General features: G+C 55.3%; 17 protein-coding genes. 7 read left to right on the top strand and 10 right to left on the bottom strand.

What is annotated here, in order from left to right; genetic code table 11:
- Nucleotides 1-316: 316 nt before the first annotated feature.
- The 10 genes from fliF to PYL13_RS03090 all read right to left on the bottom strand — a co-directional run bounded on the left by fliF (nt 317) and on the right by PYL13_RS03090 (nt 9,956).
- Nucleotides 317-1,999: a flagellar basal-body MS-ring/collar protein FliF gene (gene fliF / locus PYL13_RS03135; RefSeq protein WP_250983435.1), complete on the bottom strand. Its 1,683-nt coding sequence runs from the start codon at nt 1,997-1,999 to the stop codon at nt 317-319.
- Nucleotides 2,000-2,134: 135 nt separating this feature from the next.
- Complete coding sequence (gene cheT, locus PYL13_RS03130) at nt 2,135-2,518, bottom strand: chemotaxis protein CheT (RefSeq protein ID WP_275640468.1); 384 nt, start codon at nt 2,516-2,518, stop codon at nt 2,135-2,137.
- Nucleotides 2,519-2,532: 14 nt separating this feature from the next.
- On the bottom strand, nt 2,533-3,078 hold the full coding sequence (cheD, locus tag PYL13_RS03125; protein WP_192486824.1) for a chemoreceptor glutamine deamidase CheD: 546 nt from the start codon (nt 3,076-3,078) through the stop codon (nt 2,533-2,535).
- The gene (locus PYL13_RS03120) at nt 3,075-3,464 is read right to left on the bottom strand and encodes a response regulator (RefSeq protein ID WP_192486823.1); all 390 of its coding nucleotides are present in this window, start codon (nt 3,462-3,464) and stop codon (nt 3,075-3,077) included. Before PYL13_RS03120 ends, cheD begins: the two co-directional genes overlap by 4 nt.
- Nucleotides 3,464-4,528, bottom strand: coding sequence for a protein-glutamate O-methylesterase CheB (gene cheB, locus PYL13_RS03115; RefSeq protein WP_192486822.1), 1,065 nt, complete (start codon nt 4,526-4,528; stop codon nt 3,464-3,466). The genes PYL13_RS03120 and cheB overlap by 1 nt, the downstream gene beginning before the upstream one ends.
- Nucleotides 4,528-5,427: a protein-glutamate O-methyltransferase CheR gene (gene cheR / locus PYL13_RS03110; RefSeq protein WP_192486821.1), complete on the bottom strand. Its 900-nt coding sequence runs from the start codon at nt 5,425-5,427 to the stop codon at nt 4,528-4,530. Before cheR ends, cheB begins: the two co-directional genes overlap by 1 nt.
- Before the next feature lie 12 nt (nt 5,428-5,439).
- Nucleotides 5,440-7,671, bottom strand: coding sequence for a chemotaxis protein CheA (locus PYL13_RS03105; protein WP_275640467.1), 2,232 nt, complete (start codon nt 7,669-7,671; stop codon nt 5,440-5,442).
- Between the two features lie 16 nt (nt 7,672-7,687).
- Nucleotides 7,688-8,053: a chemotaxis response regulator CheY1 gene (gene cheY1 / locus PYL13_RS03100; protein WP_250983432.1), complete on the bottom strand. Its 366-nt coding sequence runs from the start codon at nt 8,051-8,053 to the stop codon at nt 7,688-7,690.
- Nucleotides 8,050-8,349, bottom strand: coding sequence for an STAS domain-containing protein (locus PYL13_RS03095; RefSeq protein ID WP_192486818.1), 300 nt, complete (start codon nt 8,347-8,349; stop codon nt 8,050-8,052). Before PYL13_RS03095 ends, cheY1 begins: the two co-directional genes overlap by 4 nt.
- Nucleotides 8,349-9,956, bottom strand: coding sequence for a methyl-accepting chemotaxis protein (locus PYL13_RS03090; protein ID WP_275640466.1), 1,608 nt, complete (start codon nt 9,954-9,956; stop codon nt 8,349-8,351). Before PYL13_RS03090 ends, PYL13_RS03095 begins: the two co-directional genes overlap by 1 nt.
- Before the next feature lie 330 nt (nt 9,957-10,286).
- On the opposite strand from PYL13_RS03090, the gene PYL13_RS03085 reads away from it, so the two are divergent.
- From PYL13_RS03085 to mnhG, 7 genes are all read left to right on the top strand, one after another.
- On the top strand, nt 10,287-10,817 hold the full coding sequence (locus PYL13_RS03085) for a hypothetical protein (RefSeq protein WP_275640465.1): 531 nt from the start codon (nt 10,287-10,289) through the stop codon (nt 10,815-10,817).
- Between the two features lie 115 nt (nt 10,818-10,932).
- Complete coding sequence (locus tag PYL13_RS03080) at nt 10,933-13,848, top strand: monovalent cation/H+ antiporter subunit A (protein ID WP_275640464.1); 2,916 nt, start codon at nt 10,933-10,935, stop codon at nt 13,846-13,848.
- Complete coding sequence (locus PYL13_RS03075; RefSeq protein WP_192486815.1) at nt 13,849-14,187, top strand: Na+/H+ antiporter subunit C; 339 nt, start codon at nt 13,849-13,851, stop codon at nt 14,185-14,187.
- Nucleotides 14,184-15,833 carry a monovalent cation/H+ antiporter subunit D gene (locus PYL13_RS03070; protein ID WP_192486814.1) on the top strand — a complete coding sequence of 550 codons (1,650 nt, stop codon included), beginning with the start codon at nt 14,184-14,186 and terminating at the stop codon, nt 15,831-15,833. The genes PYL13_RS03075 and PYL13_RS03070 overlap by 4 nt, the downstream gene beginning before the upstream one ends.
- Nucleotides 15,830-16,318: a Na+/H+ antiporter subunit E gene (locus tag PYL13_RS03065; RefSeq protein ID WP_250983428.1), complete on the top strand. Its 489-nt coding sequence runs from the start codon at nt 15,830-15,832 to the stop codon at nt 16,316-16,318. Before PYL13_RS03070 ends, PYL13_RS03065 begins: the two co-directional genes overlap by 4 nt.
- Nucleotides 16,315-16,596: a K+/H+ antiporter subunit F gene (locus PYL13_RS03060; RefSeq protein WP_192486812.1), complete on the top strand. Its 282-nt coding sequence runs from the start codon at nt 16,315-16,317 to the stop codon at nt 16,594-16,596. The genes PYL13_RS03065 and PYL13_RS03060 overlap by 4 nt, the downstream gene beginning before the upstream one ends.
- On the top strand, nt 16,593-16,952 hold the full coding sequence (gene mnhG, locus PYL13_RS03055) for a monovalent cation/H(+) antiporter subunit G (RefSeq protein WP_192486811.1): 360 nt from the start codon (nt 16,593-16,595) through the stop codon (nt 16,950-16,952). The genes PYL13_RS03060 and mnhG overlap by 4 nt, the downstream gene beginning before the upstream one ends.
- Nucleotides 16,953-16,985: the final 33 nt, after the last annotated feature.

Here is a 16,985-nt window from a genome sequence, read left to right as displayed (position 1 = left end):
CCGGGCGACATGGAACAGACCATGAATGCTGTACCAATCTGGCATTGGTGTTTCATGTCATGGCACAGATCTGGTTTGTGATCTTCTGGAATACCGCTGGAAACCGAGACATCCTCACATTTTTCAGGCGGTTTTGAAGTCTGCCCTGCGTAAGCGTGGCTGGCGTCAGACGATTTGGTGATGGTGATAAAGCGCATCTCCCCGAAAAAGTTCCTTCGCTCCTATCATTAATGTCCGGCAAAACCGCGGCCGACAGTTGTCAATTATCGAAACAATGCCGGAATGGAAAAAGGCCGGGGAAAACCCGGCCTTGTTATCAAGCGGCCTTTTCGATGGCCCATTTGCGGAGGATCTTGGCAGCTCTTTCTTCGCTGATCTCCACCATACGCGACAGGCGACGTTCTGGCCCTTCGCGTACCCGGCGGTTGAAGCCGCCGTTGGGATCTTCGCCAGACAGCAGGTCGTCTGCGCTGTCGAAGCCGAAGTCTGCACCAAAGCCTTCCATGAGACCACCACCACCGCCGCCCATTGCTGGCGAGAAGTCTGGCAGTTCGAGGCCGGCTGCATCCTGTGCCAATTCCGCGTTTGCCGAACCATTGCCCATGACAGAGCGGACAACCGGGCGAATTCCAAGCCACACGATGAGGAAAGCCACAGCGATGAAGGCGAAGGAGTTGATGATACCTGCAGAGTTGCGTGTCAGGACTTCCATAAAACTTGGGCCGCTTGGTGCTTCATCAAGAAGCTGGCTTTCCAAGAAGGTCATGGCGGTCAGCGTTACATTGTCGCCACGGTCAGAGGAGATGCCCGCCGCAGAGGTAACGATCTTCTGCATCTCGGCGAGATAGGCGTCGATCTTGGCTTGGTCGACCGGTTCGCCAACCATACGGGCGATACGGTCCTTGTTGACCACGACAGCGACGGAGATTTTTTCGACCTGATAGCTGTTACGAACCGTGGCAATTGTCTTGCTGTTAATTTCGTAGTTGGTCTGCTCTTCCTTCTTGTCGGATTCGTCAGACGATTCAGGACCACCGCTACCACCTTGTGGGGCCGCCTGCGGAACGTTCTGTTCAACCGTGGCTGCCGTGTCAGGGGTACGTTCCTGAGACTTCTGTGCTTCCTTGATCGTTCTGACCGAACGCTCGACACGTGATTCAGGATCGTAGACGGTTTCCTGAATTTGCTGGCTGTCGGTGTTCAGCTGTGCAGTCACGCTGGAGCGGAAGTTGTCCATGCCAAGGAACGGTGCGAGCGCCTTGTCAATGTTGGTTTCAATTTCCTGCTGTACGGACTGCACAAGTGTCAGCGAACGGCTCATTGCGCCGTTGGCAGCATCGTCGCCGGAGGCCAGAAGCTGGCCGGTCGAGTCGAGGATGGTGACATCATCAACCTCAAGTCCAGGCACTGCCGATGCGACGAGGTGGCGAATAGAAGCCGCAGCCTTGCGACCTGCTGTCGCGCTGGCCCGGATCATAACGGAAGCCGTCGGCTTCTGTTCGCCACGGCGGAAGTTACCCACATCGGGCATAACGATGTGAACGCGTGCCGCAGTGATGCCGTTGATCTGCTGGATGGAGCGGCTGATTTCGCCTTCAAGAACGCGAACGCGGGTTACTTCCTGCATGAAGGAGGTAAGACCAAGCGAACCGACATTGTCGAAAAGCTCATAACCGGCATTGGCGCTGTTTGGCAAACCGCGTTCGGCAAGCAGTACGCGTGCGCGGCTGGTCATGCCAACCGGCACCTGGATGCTTGTGCCGTCGGAGCCGACTTCAAACTGGAAGTTGGATTCGGCAAGCGCAAGGCTGATCTTGTTCAGGTCGGCATTTTCGAGGCCGACATAAAGTGTTTCGTAAGCTGGCTTATTAACGTAAACAGCCGCCGCAATGACCAAGACCATGGAGACGATACCAACGCCACCAAGGAGCAACAAGCGCGTTTGGCCTAGCGCTGCAATATTTCTTAAGACCTGAGGGACTTGATTTAACAGATTCATTCTGTTCCGCACCGTCATTCATGGAGTCATAGACCGAATAGTCCTAGTGGCAACCTAGAAGACGAAGCTTGCGCGAGCGTTTCGCGCAGTGCGGTTTGTCAAATTGATGCTATTGGGGCTTTCACACCCGCCGTATCAGAACAGGTCGACGTCTCCGGAAACCTTGTCCAGCGGCTGCGAATGGCCGTGACGTAAGCCGGTGCCCAGCGCCTTTCGCATTTCGGCAAGCTTCACTAGGCTGAGCGCTGTGGTGACGTCAATCACCCACTCGGTTGGAATGGTACCGGTAATCGTGTCGATAAATTCCGCCAGGCCACGGGTTTTCTGGACTGCAAGGTCAATGCCCTGCAGCAGTTTCAGACCATCTTCGGAGATGGCGCCATCGGCCATTTCAAGCAATTGGGGTTCGATACGCTCAATCAGATAGGCAACGTCATGAAGTTCACTCACAATGCGCATCAAGACATCGGGCAGAGCTTCTTCCAATGGTGCCACCCGTGAATGCTCGGCAATATACATAAAAAACCCCGTTACTAGAAAAACTCGATATCGTTGGCCACCGGCTTGGGCGCCGGCTGCGGCCGGGCTTCCAAAGCGACGGTTTTTTGCGCTTCCGCACCGGTAAGCGGATGTTGGCGGGCCCGTCCGGAAACAGGCCAGTACTCAACCTTGCGACCATGATCCCCGCCCGTTGAGGAACTGATCACCGGTATGCCTTCATCCTTCAGAAACTGCATGGCAAACAATGCGTTCTGCTCACCGACATTGGAGAAGCTGGCAATGGTTTTTGCGCCGCCAAAGATCTTGGCTTCAAGCCTGTCCCTGCGCGCACCCTGCTTGAGCAGGCCGTTGATCAGCAACTCCATAAGATGGACACCGTAACGGGTGGCATCCCCGCCGCTCACTCCCCCCGTACCCGGCAAAAGGAAGTGGTTCATGCCGCCTACACCGGCGACAGGATCTCTCATACACGCAGCCACGCACGAACCCAGGATCGTCGTCAGAACCACATCGGGATCCTTGATGACCTTGTATTCTCCTTGAATGATATGCACGCGCTTGGCTGCAGCTTCCATCATTTAAGCGATCCGAATACGGCTTCGATAGCAGCCTTCATTTTTTCGATGGAGAAAGGCTTGGCCAGCACGTTGTTGGCACCCAGTTGTGCAGCCTTCTGTACCAGCGCGCGGTCACCCTGCGCCGTCAGAATGATGAAGGCAGCCTTCTTGGTGTTCGGGTTGGTGCGCACAGCCTGCAGGAAACCCAGACCGTCCATCTTCGGCATATTGAAGTCGGAGATAACCAGGTGGTGAGGTTGCTGCTCCATAATCTTCATGCCCTGCTCACCGTCACCGGCGGACGTGATCTGCTTGAAACCAAGCTGGGTCAGCGCGTCACTCAGCAACAGTCGGCTGGTTACCTGATCATCAACGATCAGAACTTTGATTTTCTCTGCGATAGACATTATTCAGAACCTTCTTTCCGGGCAGCAGTTAACTTCAAAATTTCCTCGCCAATCGCGGTTAACGGCAGCTGTTGCTCGACGGCACCCAGTTCGTAGGCCACTCTTGGCATTCCATATACGACACATGTCTTTTCATTCTGTCCGACGGTGCGCGCGCCGGCATGCCTCATTTTCAAAAGGCCTGCCGCACCATCACGCCCCATGCCGGTAAGGATGACCCCTACTGCATTTCGGCCTGCCAGTTCGGCAACAGAATCAAAAAGCACATCGACCGATGGGCGATGGCCGTTTACCGGCTCCCGCTCCAACAACCTGCAACTTGGCGCAGAGTGATTGACAACTTGCAAATGCCGCTCCCCACCGGGCGCTAGGTAAATTTTACCAATCTGCAATCGCGCGCCATCCGTTGCCTCTTCCACCACCGGTGCACACAGGCGGTTAAGCCGTTCTGCAAAGCTCTTGGTAAAGGTCGGCGGCATATGTTGGGTGATAACGGTCGGTGGGCAATTGGCCGGAAATTTCTGCAAGACAGTAATGAGAGCTTCCACTCCGCCGGTCGAAGAACCGATTGCCACGATCTTGCGACCACCGCGATAATCATTCACGGACATGGCCTTGGGTGGTGCTGGCCGCTCGGCAACCGGTGCAGGCGCGGTGCGATAGCTGACAAGTTGAGACCGTGCGGCAGCCTTCACCTTTTCGGCAAGATCGCCAAACGGATTGCGATCGCCAGGTGCTGGTTTGCCCACACAATCAAAAGCACCGATTTCCAGTGCGGTCAGAGATGCATTTGCACCGTGATGCGTTAGCGTAGACACCATGATCACCGGCATTGGTCTCAGGCGCATGATCTTTTCGAGGAATTCGAGGCCATTCATATCTGGCATCTCGATATCAAGTGTCACAACATCAGGATTAAGTTGCTTGATTGCCGCACGCGCTTCCATGGCATCGCCAGCCTGACCCACGACCTGAACGTCCGGGTCAGCTTTCAAGACAGCCGTGATCAATCCGCGCATGGTCGGAGAATCATCGACAACGAGAACTCTGGCTGGAGCACCCATTATTTCCTCCCCTTTCCGATATAGCGGTAGGTGGTGATACCGATATTATCGAACACGTTTTTGGCGTCGCCAGACACGCGTTCGGAATGACCGATGTAAAGATGTCCGCCTTCAGGAAAGAGGCCAGCAAAACGATTCCAGATTTTCATCTGGGTCGGCTCATCAAAATAGATCACGACGTTGCGGCAGAAGATGATGTCGAAATTTCCCTTGAAGGGCCACTGCGTCATCAAATTAAGTTCGTTGAACGTAATCAGACGTTTTACCTTGTCGCTGATCTGGTACTTCTTACGACCACCAGCATCGACCTCGGTAAACCACTGCTTGCGCATGGATGCAGAGACCGTCTCAAGCGCCGTTTCATCGTAAACACCAGCGCGCGCCAATGCGAGAATCTTCGGGTCGATATCGGTCGCCAGGATCTTGAAATCGTAATCCGTGACATTGGGGAACATCGCCAGGACCGTCAGCGCAATCGAATAGGGCTCCTGCCCGTCGGAGCATGCAGCCGACCATATACGAACGCGTCCACCGGCTTTCGCACGGTTGATCAGGCCTGGCAGCACTTCGTCACGCAGGTGGTCAAAGTGATGGTTTTCACGGAAAAAACGCGTGAAATTAGTCGTCAGATGCGACAGCATTTCACGACGCGGCTGCGCTCCCTCTGGAGAGGCGACAAGCGCGCAATATTCCTTGAACCCACTCAAGCCAAGATTGCGGATATGCTTCGACAGGCGAGAATAAACAAGCGACGCTTTGGAATCGTTGAGATAAATTCCTGCATCGGCGTAAATCATCGCCGCAATATCCGTCAGATCGCGCCTTGTCAGCGGATATTCTCCGCTGGCAAGCACTTCATCAGGCGACTGTCGTTGATCGTTCAACTTGAGCGACGTCATTCATCACCGCTTTCAACCGGTTGCAGCAAGAGACATCTCTTGCTTCAGGGACTGGCCACGCGATGCGCCAACTACGGCATCGACGTCGAGAATAAGAGCAACGCGACCGTCGCCGAGAATGGTTGCAGCAGCAATGCCCGGAACGTGGGTGTAGTTTGCCTCAAGCGACTTGATAACCACCTGGCGCTGGCCCTGGATCGCATCGACCATCAGGGCGCGCTGGCCGCCACCTTCAGATTCCACCAAGAGAGCAACACCTTCGACCGGGTTTGCCTGGGTTGCGCGGAAGTTGAGGATACGACCAACATCCACCAGTGGGCAGAAGCTGTTGCGGATCGAGATCAGACGCTGGTTGGCACCGAACGAATGGATGCTCTGCGCTTCCGGCTGTAGTGTTTCGACAATCGCCGTCAAAGGTACAACGAGCGTCTGCCCGGCAACCGTGACCACCATGCCGTCGAGCACGGCCAGTGTCAGCGGAAGGCTCATGGTAAAGGTAGAACCAAGACCCGGACGCGAGGTGATGCTGATACGACCGCCAAGCGCCTGAATGGAGCGCTTGACAACGTCCATGCCCACACCACGACCCGAAATATCGGAAATCTTGTCGGCGGTGGAGAAGCCCGGCATGAAGATCAGGTTGTCGATCTCTTCATCCGACAGGTTTGCGTCAGCGGCAATCAGATCGTTGTCGATGGCCTTCTGGCGTACGCGCTCGCGGTTGATACCGGCGCCATCGTCCTGCAATTCAATGAGAATGCGGCCAGAGCGGTGCTTTGCAGACAGCTTGACTGTGCCCTCAGGGTTCTTTCCGGCAGCTTCGCGTTTTTCTGGTGTTTCAATACCGTGGTCGACGGCATTGCGGATCATGTGGGTCAGCGGCTCGGCTAGCTTGTCGATAACCGTCTTGTCCACTTCGGTGTTTTCACCTTCGGTAATAAGACGGATTTGTTTGCCGATCATGTCGGCAACTTCGCGGACGATACGCGACATGCGCTGGAACACAGGCTTAACCGGCTGCGCGCGGATAGCCATAACGCTATCCTGAATTTCGCGGGTCAGTTGCTGAAGTTCTTCCAGACCCATGTTGACAGCTGAGGTGCCGGTCGTGTCGTTCTCGATCACGCTCTGCGACAACATCGCCTGATTGATGACCAGCTCGCCAACCAGGTTGATAAGGCGGTCAACCCGATCAAGGTCAACGCGGATTGTCTGGCCAGCACTGGCATTTGCAGCAGCAGCAGCGTTGGCAGGAGCAGCCGCTTCCTTGGCAACTTCTTTCTTTTCAACGGCAGCAGAGACTTTTCTCAAGACGTCGCTTGCAGCACCAGCGGTTGAAACGGCATCGTCAGCAGCAGACAGTACCGCAGGCTCTTCGATAACCTCTTCATCCAGGATAGAAAGGTCGAAAGGAACAGGCACCATTGGCAGTTCTTCAGCCGTGGCTTCCGGCTCCGGAGACGTGATTTCGAGATCACAATCCCACTCTGCAAACTCGAACACGCTGCGAACGTCTTCCGCGCTCTTGTCCGTCTTTACGGTGATAGTCCAGGAAAAATAGGCTGCTTCAGGATCGATATCTTCCAGCGATGGCAGCGTGGACATGTCGCAGTTGATGCCCATTTCGCCAAGACGCGAAAGGTCGCGCAACAGCAAAGCGGCCTCATTGCCCTTGGAGTAGAGCGATGCCTTTGGCTTGAACACGACATTGTATACCGACGGCTCCATGAGCGGCGTGATATCGTCTTCAAAATCACTGAAGGAGAATGCGACGGGCTGGAAACCGCTTTCATCGGTTGGTGCGGGTGCATCTGCGACTTTTGGCGCAGTAGCTTCCGGCGCACTGGACGCGCTTGGCATTTCACCATTCGCAAGTGCTTCAAGTTCTTTAACCAGACCACGGGTGCGGGTTGCCTCAACCTGACCACCATCGCGCGCTGCGTTGGTCAAATCGGCCAGAACGTCTGCCGACTTCAGCATGACCTTCAAGACGTCCTGATTGGGTTCAAGCTTGTTCGAACGCACGCAATCGAGCGTGGTTTCGAAAACATGGGCGAAGGCAACCAGATCGTCCAGACCAAACGCGCCTGCGCCACCCTTGATGGAATGAACGGCTCGGAAAACGGCATTGACTGTCTCGGGATCACGATCGCCGTCGTTCAGCTTCAAAAGACCTGATTCCAGTTCGGCGAGCTGTTCCTCGCATTCCTGGAAGAAGATTTCTTTGATTTCGTTCATATCCATTGTGAAAAATCCCGTATCAGGCAGTTACACGTTCAATGGCATCAATAAGTTTGGCAGGATCGAAGGGCTTGACGATCCAGCCGGTCGCTCCGGCCTGCCGCGCACGGTTCTTCTTTTCCGCATCACTTTCGGTTGTCAGCACCAGGATCGGTACTGCACGGAACTTTTCGTTCCGGCGCACACCTTCGATAAAGCCGAAGCCATCCAGGCGCGGCATGTTGATGTCGGTTACGATCACATCCGGATTGCTCTGCTCGAGAACCTCAAGGCCCTCAACGCCGTCTTCAGCCTGCACGGTCTCGAAACCGGCATTGTTGAGCGTTACCAGAAGCATGTTGCGGATCGTGCGGGAATCATCCACCGTCAGCACTTTTTTCTTCATTGCCGTATCTCCTTCGGGAGCAGATGATCTATGTTGACGCCGATCAATTGGAGCGTTTTTGCAAAAGCATCCGATGCTTTCGCGAATGTGATTGCCTTGCCGTCGGTTTCCCATGTCTTGATGCCGGCCATCAGCACCTGAACACATTGAACGCCAACCCGCTCGACTGCCGATGCATCAATGGCAAGCGCAGAGCCGCGCAACTCCATCAATTTACCGCGCAGTACCGACGCTTCGTTGAGGTCCAGCACCGCGCTCAACTGCAATGTTGCCTGCGTGCTTTTTCTGCCTGCCATCAATTCACTCCTTGCCGTCTGAATTGCTGTATCTGTTCTTGGAAATATCTCGGGCTGCTCACGACCGGCTCTGGTTGAGTTTCCGGAGCGGCAACCGGTGCAGCCTGATGGTAATTCTGGTGCGAAATGTGGAATTCGCGAACCGTGCGGCCTAGCTCCAGAATAACCGTGTGAAGGTCATCGGCTTTTGCCGCGACATTGACGGTGCGCTGCGCACTCGCGCTGGCTTCGGAACCCAAAGCATTGATTTCGCTGGCCGCTGATTTCAGGTGACCGACATTGTCGCTAGTCATGGTTGTCATGTCGGTAATCATGCCGCTGACGTCAGAGACCTGACGGACAACACCTTCGATGGCATTCTGGGTGCGGTTGACCGTTTTCACGCCGGAATCGACTTGCGTTTTCGTCTCGCTCACCAGAGTTTTAATTTCACGCGCCGCATCGGCGGAACGTTGCGCAAGGGCGCGAACTTCCTGCGCGACCACCGCAAAGCCACGGCCACTGTCGCCAGCGCGTGCCGCTTCAATGCCGGCATTCAATGCAAGCAGATTGGTCTGGAAGGCAATCTCGTCGATAGTGCCGATGATCTTGCCAATCTGTTCGGCGGACTTTTCAATGTCAGACATGGCATTGATGGCTTCGCCCACAGCCAGGCCACTTTCCTGCGCCGACAGTTTAGCTGAAGATACCGCCTTTTCAGCGGTTTCCATCTTTTCAGCGCCATGTCTGAAAGCCGAGAGAATATTTTCAATGATCGAGACGGCATCCTGAAGACGTTCGGTCTGCCGCGATGCATTGCCGGAAAGCGCCTTGCCTTCCTGAATGAAGTCATTGCTCAACGAATGGGCCTCGTCAGCATTTCTGCTCACCGCCGCAACAGCATCTTCAATGCGATCAAGCGCAAAGTTAAACAGCTTCACAAGCTCGCCGTAGGCTTCCGGCAGATCGTCATCGGCAACACGTGCCGACAGGTTGCCATCGGCGATCGCCCGCAATGTTGCTTCAAGAATGGTGACGGTGCGAGCCTGCTCTTCATTGCGCAAGCGTGCCAGTTCTTTCTGGTGGTTGATGCGCTGCTCATTAAAGCGCAGAGAAACCGCAATTTCCGTATCTGTCATGACCAAACGGACGACGGCTTTCACCAAATCTGCAAGTTCGTTGACCCGTTTGCGAGAACCCGGAAAAATCGAACGCGGCATGCCCTGCTGGATCAGGCCAACCAGCAGATGCTCCAGCACCACGGCGTGGCTTGCAACGTTCCAGCGCGGGTCGAGACCCATGCGCGTTTCACTGTCGGACAGAACCTTCACACGCTCTGCATAAAGCGCATCAAAACGGGCATCGGTCAGCACCCCCCAATGGGCAGTTTGCAGATCGTGCAGCCGGTCAAGCTGGTGTTCACTTTCGAATGACGGAGAACAGTCCGGCAGCGACTGGAAGCGCAGCATCAGATCGCGCAGGCCGCCACGAGCCAAGGGCTCAAGTGTTATGCGGTTACGGCGCAACAGCTCACACTGCTCTTGGTCGAGCCCAGCAAAGCGCAAACGTCCGCCAAGGCTGCTGCCCTGCGTCTTACGCGACTGATCTGACGGCAGTTCATGCCCCAAGAGACGACCCCAAATCCTTATACCGGCCCACGTTCCGGTATATTTGCCTGTTTGCAGTCAGTTTTGGCGGCATCCGGCCAAGCGAAACCAAATGGGTTCCCAAGCCGACACTCAAAACTGCTATAAATTTGAAACGAGAATACCGGATCAGTCCCGGTACGGCAGAGCGGCTTCATGCCTAGGAGGAGTTGGAAAACTCCCTTTTCGCCGTGAATACTGGTAATCTTTATGGTTAATTCCTTGCTCGAAGGTTAAGAAACAATAACCGCCGCGTCAAACGGTAAAATTTGTTTCGACTTTGACCTATTGGCCTCATAACCACATTCAAAATTGCGATTTTTTCTGAAAAGACAGCGCATTTCTTGTCCCTATGTGCTGGACAAGGCGTCCGCCCTTACCCTAAAACAAAATCAACGGGATATTACGAGCGGCGCGGATCGAACGAATAAAGGAGATGTAACCTTGCCATGGATGGGGAAAAGCCAAACAGCCCTGCGCCATCCTTACGGGTTCATCGTTCTTGCAACCACCTGCCTGTTCGTTCTTATCAGTGCTCACGTCGGGCTTAGCCAAGGCTCCCCGATAAAGCCTTACCGCCTTGAGCGGCTGCAGCCACAAGAATTAGCGCGCAAGTCATTTACCGATGACGGAACGTCGACCTGCGCAGCACTCAACCGGTTTGATACACCGTGTGATTTGCGAAAAAGCAATTCCGGCATAGAGGGTTTACAAACGGCTGTCATAGACAGCCTTGTCAAAGCCGGTAAAAAAACCCCGACGGGTCGTTACGCGCAGGGCATTCCTGAATCACCTTATTCAGTTGTCAGGGTTCCGCGCGGCCCCCCTTCCGGAGCGTCATAACCGTAAGGCATACTTTTCTACTGGTTCGCATTCAGCGAGGTTGCGGTTTGAAGAGAGCCCTCGGTTCAGAGACACCATTTGCCCCTGAAACCCGCTTGATGAATGACCGCCGCCTATGAATCCTGAATACCTTCTGCCACTGCTGATTTCCTTGCCCTTCATCGGCAGCATCGTCACCGGGATGATGCTGCGAACGAGTGCGGCAGCAGGTCCAGCATCGGTGGCAGGCGCAGTCGCCCTTTGCGGACTGCTGATCAGCCTGTTCCTGTACCCGACCGTCGCCGGTGGTGCCGTTCTGCGTTACGACGCCGAATGGCTACCGCAACTTGGCCTGAACTTCACGCTGCGACTTGATGGCTTTGCGTGGATGTTCTGCGTGCTTATCACCGGCATCGGCCTGCTGGTTGTGCTCTATGCACGGTATTATATGTCGACCGAAGATCCGATCCCGCGTTTCTTCGCCTTCCTGCTGCTGTTCATGGGCGCAATGCTCGGTGTCGTCGTTTCAGGCAACGTCATCCTGCTGTCGATCTTCTGGGAACTGACCAGCATCTTCTCCTTCCTGCTAATCGGTTACTGGCACCACAATGCCGCCGCTCGCGATGGTGCGCGTATGGCGCTGACTGTCACGGGCATCGGTGGTTTCTGCCTGCTGGCCGGTCTGCTTGTTCTTGGCCATATTGTCGGAAGTTACGATCTCGACGTTATCCTGAAATCCGCCTCCGTTGTGCAGTCGCATTCGCTTTATGTGCCGGCGCTGGTGCTGATCCTGATTGGTGCGCTGACCAAGAGCGCGCAGTTCCCGTTCCACTTCTGGCTGCCGAACGCCATGGCTGCGCCGACACCTGTTTCGGCCTACCTGCACTCGGCAACCATGGTGAAGGCCGGCGTGTTCCTTCTCGTGCGATTGTGGCCGGTTCTGTCCGGCACACCGGAATGGTTCTGGCTGGTTGGTTTTGCGGGTATCTCCACCCTGCTGCTGGGCGCCTATTTCGCGATGTTCCAGCAGGACCTCAAAGGTCTGCTCGCCTATTCGACAATCAGCCATCTAGGCCTGATCACAACCCTGCTCAGTCTTGGAAGTCCGCTTGCCGCCGTGGCTGCGATCTTCCACATGATGAACCACGCGACCTTCAAGGCGTCGCTGTTCATGGCCGCAGGTATCATCGACCATGAAACCGGCACTCGCGACATGCGCAAGCTGAGCGGCCTTTATACCTATCTGCCGGCGACAGCCACTCTGGCTATGGCGGCAAGTGCCGCTATGGCTGGTGTTCCGCTGCTGAACGGCTTTATTTCCAAGGAAATGTTCTTTGCCGAGGCGGTGGAAACCCACGCGGATTCCATTCTCGACAAGGCCCTGCCCTATGTCGCGACAATTGCTGGCGCCTTCAGCGTCACCTATTCTTTGCGCTTCATTCACACGGTGTTCTTTGGACCGCCGCCAACCGGCCTTCCAAACCCGAAGCCACATGAGCCACCACGCTGGATGCGTTTCCCGATCGAGTTTCTGGTGTTTGCCTGCCTTGTGGTTGGTATAGTTCCTGGTCTTTCTATCGGCCCTTACCTGCATTCCGCAGTGCTGTCGGTGCTTGGTCCGGAAACCCCTTATTACAGCCTGTCGATCTGGCACGGTTTCAATCTGCCGCTCATTATGAGCTTGATTGCACTGGCCAGTGGTGTGCTGCTTTACGTGTTGCTGAACGGTTATCTTGCCAAATGTGACGATGGTCCGCCGGTCTTCCGTCACCTGCGCGGCCAGCGTATTTTCGAGCGTATTATCGTTACCGTTTCCTGGAAATGGGCACGCTGGCTGGAAAGCACTCTCGGCACACGCCGCCTTCAGCCGCAATTGCGCCTGCTGGTGCTGTTTGCACTGCTGGCTGGTATCTCGCCGCTGATAATGTCCGATTTTGCACTGACCTTGCCACGCGTCACCTCTTTTGATCCGGTATTTGTCATCTTGTGGCTGATCGGCATGGTCGCCGCACTTGGTGCTGCGTGGCAGGCGAAATATCACCGTCTCGCTGCGCTGATCATGCTCGGCGTGACCGGCTTGGTGACATGTCTTACCTTCGTATGGCTGTCGGCGCCGGATCTGGCGATCACCCAGCTTCTCGTTGAAATCGTCACCACGGTCCTCATCCTGCTTGGCATGCGCTGGCTGCCAAAGCGCGAGGAAAAGGTGGACAACAGCACAGAATTGCCGGCCCAGCTTCGCCGCGCCCGCGACTTTCTGGTGGCCGTTTCGTGCGGAATTGCGATGTCGGTTGTTGCCTACGCCGTGATGACGCTGCCGGTGCCGAACACCATCGCCAACTACTTCCTCGAGCGTGCCTATTCGGAAGGTGGTGGCCGTAACGTCGTCAACGTTATCCTCGTCGACTTCCGCGGCTTTGATACGATGGGTGAAATTGCGGTTCTTGCCATTGTGGCGCTAACCGTGTTTGCGCTGCTGCGTCGTTTCCGTCCAGCCAGCGAGAGTATCGGTAAAACCGAACAGCAGAAGATACAAAACGCCTTCGATGCCGCCCGGCCGGAACGTTCGGCTGGCGATACCGCGCGGGACTACTTGCTTGTTCCATCAGTTATCATGCAGTGGATGTTCCCGGTAATCATTACCTTCGCTGTCTACCTGTTCATGCGCGGGCATGATCTTCCAGGTGGCGGTTTCTCGGCAGGCATCACCATGGCGATTGCCTTCCTGCTGCAATATCTGGCCGGTGGCACACGCTGGGCAGAAGACCGCATCCGTATTCTGCCACTGCGTTGGATGGGTTTTGGTCTGATCGTTGCTGCCATGACCGGCATGGGATCATGGTATCTCGGATATCCGTTCCTGACATCTTACTCGCAATATCTGGAGCTGCCTTATATCGGCAAGATCCCGCTTGCCACCGCATTGATGTTCGATCTGGGCGTGTTCTCTCTCGTCGTTGGCGCTACGGTGCTGATGCTCATCGCGATTGCCCACCAGTCGCTGCGTAACTACCGCGTCAAATCTGCGGACACGAAAGCGGAGGGCGCGTAAATGGAACTCATTCTCTCAATCGGCATCGGCGTCATCACAGGCTCTGGCATCTGGCTCATCCTGCGTCCGCGTACCTATCAGGTCATTATTGGCCTGTCGTTGTTGTCCTATGCGGTGAACCTGTTCATCTTCGGTGTCGGAGGCATCAAAAGCAATGCGCCGCCGGTACTGGTGGATGGGGTTGATATCTCAACCCTGACCGATCCCGTACCACAGGCACTGGTTCTGACAGCTATCGTCATCGGTTTTGCAACCACGGCGCTTTTCCTCGTCGTTTTGCTTGCGGCAAGAGGCCTGACCGGCACGGACCACGTTGACGGAAGGGAGCAGTCTAAATGAACTCCTTCCCTTCGCATATCGTCATCGCACCTATTATGCTGCCGCTTTTAACCGGTGCTCTGCTGCTGTTCTTTGATGAGCGTCAGCGTTTTGCCAAAGCGATGATCAGTCTGGTGTCCTGCTGTGTCTTGCTTTTGATCACCATCACATTGTTCCAGCAGGTCAATTCGACCGTCAACACGGAAGTCGCGGCTGTCGTTTCGACCGGCGTTTACCTGCTCGGTAACTGGCCGGCACCTTTCGGCATTGTGCTGGTGGCTGACAGACTTTCCGCGATGATGTTACTCTTGACATCGCTTCTGGCCATTCCGGCACTGATTTATTCGCTGGCGAAGTGGCACAAGTCAGGTGCACATTTTCACTCACTATTCCACCTGATGCTGATGGGTATTAATGGTGCATTCCTGACAGGTGACCTGTTCAATCTCTTCGTGTTCTTCGAGGTGATGCTGGCAGCGTCCTATGGCCTGTTGCTGCACGGCTCCGGTCAGCTTCGCGTCAAGGCCGGTCTACATTACATCGCCATCAACCTTGTCAGCGCGCTTTGCTTCCTGATCGGCGTCAGCATGATCTACGGCGTGACCGGCACGCTGAATATGGGCGATCTGGCTCAGCGTATTCCTACCCTACAGCCCGACCAGCGCATGTTGCTTGAAACGGGTGCCGCCGTTCTTGGCGTGGCGTTTCTGGTCAAGGCCGGTATGTGGCCTCTGAACTTCTGGCTGCCCTCAACCTACAGCGCGGCATCGGCACCGGTCGGCGGTATCTTTGCCATCATGAGCAAAGTCGGCATCTACGTGATCGCTCGCCTGTCCTTCCTGCTGTTTGGCTCAACAGCCGGAGAATCAGCAGGTTTCGGTCATGATGCGCTGTTGTATGGCGGTATAGCCACAATTGTGTTTGGCGCCATTGGTGTGCTTGCCTCGCAGGCGCTTGGCAGGCTTGCCGGTTTTTCGGTTCTTGTCTCGTCCGGCACGCTGCTGGCAGCCATGGGCACGGGCAATGCGACGGTCGCCGCAGGAGCCTTGTTCTATCTGGTCAGCTCGACGCTAACGATCAGCGCATTCTTCATGCTAATTGAATTGGTGGAACGCGGACAGGATGCCGGCGCGAACGTTCTTGCCGTGACCATGGAAGCCTATGGTGACGCGGAGGATGAAGAGGAAGACGCCGAAATGGGGGTGACGATGCCTGGAACCATGGCGGTTCTCGGCACGTGCTTTGCCGCCTGCGGTATTCTTCTGGCGGGTCTGCCGCCGCTCTCGGGATTCATCGCCAAGTTCTCGATCCTTTCCGCCATCCTCAACCCTTCGGGGCTTGGTGCAAATGACAGCATCCCGGCACTGTCGTGGTGGATCGTGTTTCTGATCGTGTTTTCCGGTTTTGCGGCCCTGATCTCGATGACCCGTGCAGGCATCAGAACCTTCTGGGCCTCGATTGAAGGCACCGTTCCACGAGTGCTGGTGATCGAAATTGCACCTGTGATGGCATTGCTCGGCCTGACACTGCTGATGACCATCCAGGCCGGTCCTGTTATGCGCTACATGGAAGAAACGGCCCGCATTCTCGACCTGCCGGAATCCTACATTCAGGGTGTTATTTCCGCACCACGGGCGACCAGCCCAGCCGAGGAGGCACGCCCATGATTGCGCGTATCTTTCCTTATCCGCTGCTGACGGTTTCGCTTGTGATCTTCTGGCTGGTGCTGAACACGTTTTCGCTTGGCCACCTTATTCTGGGAAGCATCGTTGCCATGATCGCCTCCATGGCGATGGCGGCGTTGCGACCGGTCAAACCGACGTTTCGTCGCTGGTATCTACTGCCCAAGCTCATCCTGATCGTGCTTTTCGATATTGTTCGCTCGAACATATCAGTTGCGCAGATTATCCTGTTCAAGAAGGAAAAAAATCGTCGTTCCGGCTTCTTGAATATTCAACTTGAGCTGAAACATCCGATGGGACTTGCGACGCTCGCAATCATTTTGACCAGCACACCGGGCAGTGCCTGGCTGGAATACAACTCCAGTCAGGGAACGTTGCTCTTGCACGTGCTCGACAATGTCGACGAGACGGCATGGACCGCTCTTATCAAAAACCGTTATGAAAAACTGCTGATGGAGATATTCGAATGAGTTCAATCATTCTGTTCTGGTCAATCAGCCTTGCGCAACTGTTTCTGGCCATCGCAATGGGAATATCGGTTTCGCGTATTGCACGCGGGCCCCGCGCACAGGACCGCGTGCTTGGCCTCGACACGTTATATGTCTGCGCAATGCTACTGCTGCTGACCTTTGCAATTCGCACCGGCAACGTCCTTTATTTCGAAGCTGCACTGGTGATCGCCATCCTTGGTTTTGTGTCGACTGTTGCCCTTTCGAAGTTCCTGATGCGTGGTGAGGTGATCGAATGAGCGAATATGGTGAGTTTCCGCTGTGGGCAGCCATCGCCGTTGCCTTTTTCATCCTGCTGGGCTCCAGCCTTGCGCTGATCGGCACTATCGGCTTTGCCCAACTCAACAGCTTTTATGAGCGGCTGCATGCGCCGACCCTTGGCACAAGCTGGGGAACGGGTGGCATTGTCATGGCATCAATCATCTATTTTTCGGTGTCTGAAGGACGATTTGCCTTTCACGAGATTTTCATCGGTATCTTCATGACGGTGACCACACCTGTCTCGCTGATGTTGCTTGGCCGTGCAGCGCTTTACCGTGACCGCACCGAGCAGAATACCGAAGTGCGCAACAGTCTGGATGACGAACAACCGTAATTTCCAGACTGCGCCAAGATTACCGTTGTTTTA

Origin of the sequence: Agrobacterium sp. Azo12 (genome assembly GCF_029193765.2) — a bacterium.
GTDB lineage: Bacteria > Pseudomonadota > Alphaproteobacteria > Rhizobiales > Rhizobiaceae > Agrobacterium.
This window is presented reverse-complemented; position numbering and strand designations above follow the sequence as displayed.

Coding starts and splice junctions, on each gene's coding strand:
- fliF (WP_250983435.1), bottom strand. CDS start 1,999: ATGAATCTGTTAAATCAAGTCCCTCAGGTCTTAAGAAATATTGCAGCG.
- cheT (WP_275640468.1), bottom strand. CDS start 2,518: ATGTATATTGCCGAGCATTCACGGGTGGCACCATTGGAAGAAGCTCTG.
- cheD (WP_192486824.1), bottom strand. CDS start 3,078: ATGATGGAAGCTGCAGCCAAGCGCGTGCATATCATTCAAGGAGAATAC.
- PYL13_RS03120 (WP_192486823.1), bottom strand. CDS start 3,464: ATGTCTATCGCAGAGAAAATCAAAGTTCTGATCGTTGATGATCAGGTA.
- cheB (WP_192486822.1), bottom strand. CDS start 4,528: ATGGGTGCTCCAGCCAGAGTTCTCGTTGTCGATGATTCTCCGACCATG.
- cheR (WP_192486821.1), bottom strand. CDS start 5,427: ATGACGTCGCTCAAGTTGAACGATCAACGACAGTCGCCTGATGAAGTG.
- PYL13_RS03105 (WP_275640467.1), bottom strand. CDS start 7,671: ATGGATATGAACGAAATCAAAGAAATCTTCTTCCAGGAATGCGAGGAA.
- cheY1 (WP_250983432.1), bottom strand. CDS start 8,053: ATGAAGAAAAAAGTGCTGACGGTGGATGATTCCCGCACGATCCGCAAC.
- PYL13_RS03095 (WP_192486818.1), bottom strand. CDS start 8,349: ATGGCAGGCAGAAAAAGCACGCAGGCAACATTGCAGTTGAGCGCGGTG.
- PYL13_RS03080 (WP_275640464.1), top strand. CDS start 10,933: ATGAATCCTGAATACCTTCTGCCACTGCTGATTTCCTTGCCCTTCATC.
- PYL13_RS03075 (WP_192486815.1), top strand. CDS start 13,849: ATGGAACTCATTCTCTCAATCGGCATCGGCGTCATCACAGGCTCTGGC.
- PYL13_RS03070 (WP_192486814.1), top strand. CDS start 14,184: ATGAACTCCTTCCCTTCGCATATCGTCATCGCACCTATTATGCTGCCG.
- PYL13_RS03065 (WP_250983428.1), top strand. CDS start 15,830: ATGATTGCGCGTATCTTTCCTTATCCGCTGCTGACGGTTTCGCTTGTG.
- PYL13_RS03060 (WP_192486812.1), top strand. CDS start 16,315: ATGAGTTCAATCATTCTGTTCTGGTCAATCAGCCTTGCGCAACTGTTT.
- mnhG (WP_192486811.1), top strand. CDS start 16,593: ATGAGCGAATATGGTGAGTTTCCGCTGTGGGCAGCCATCGCCGTTGCC.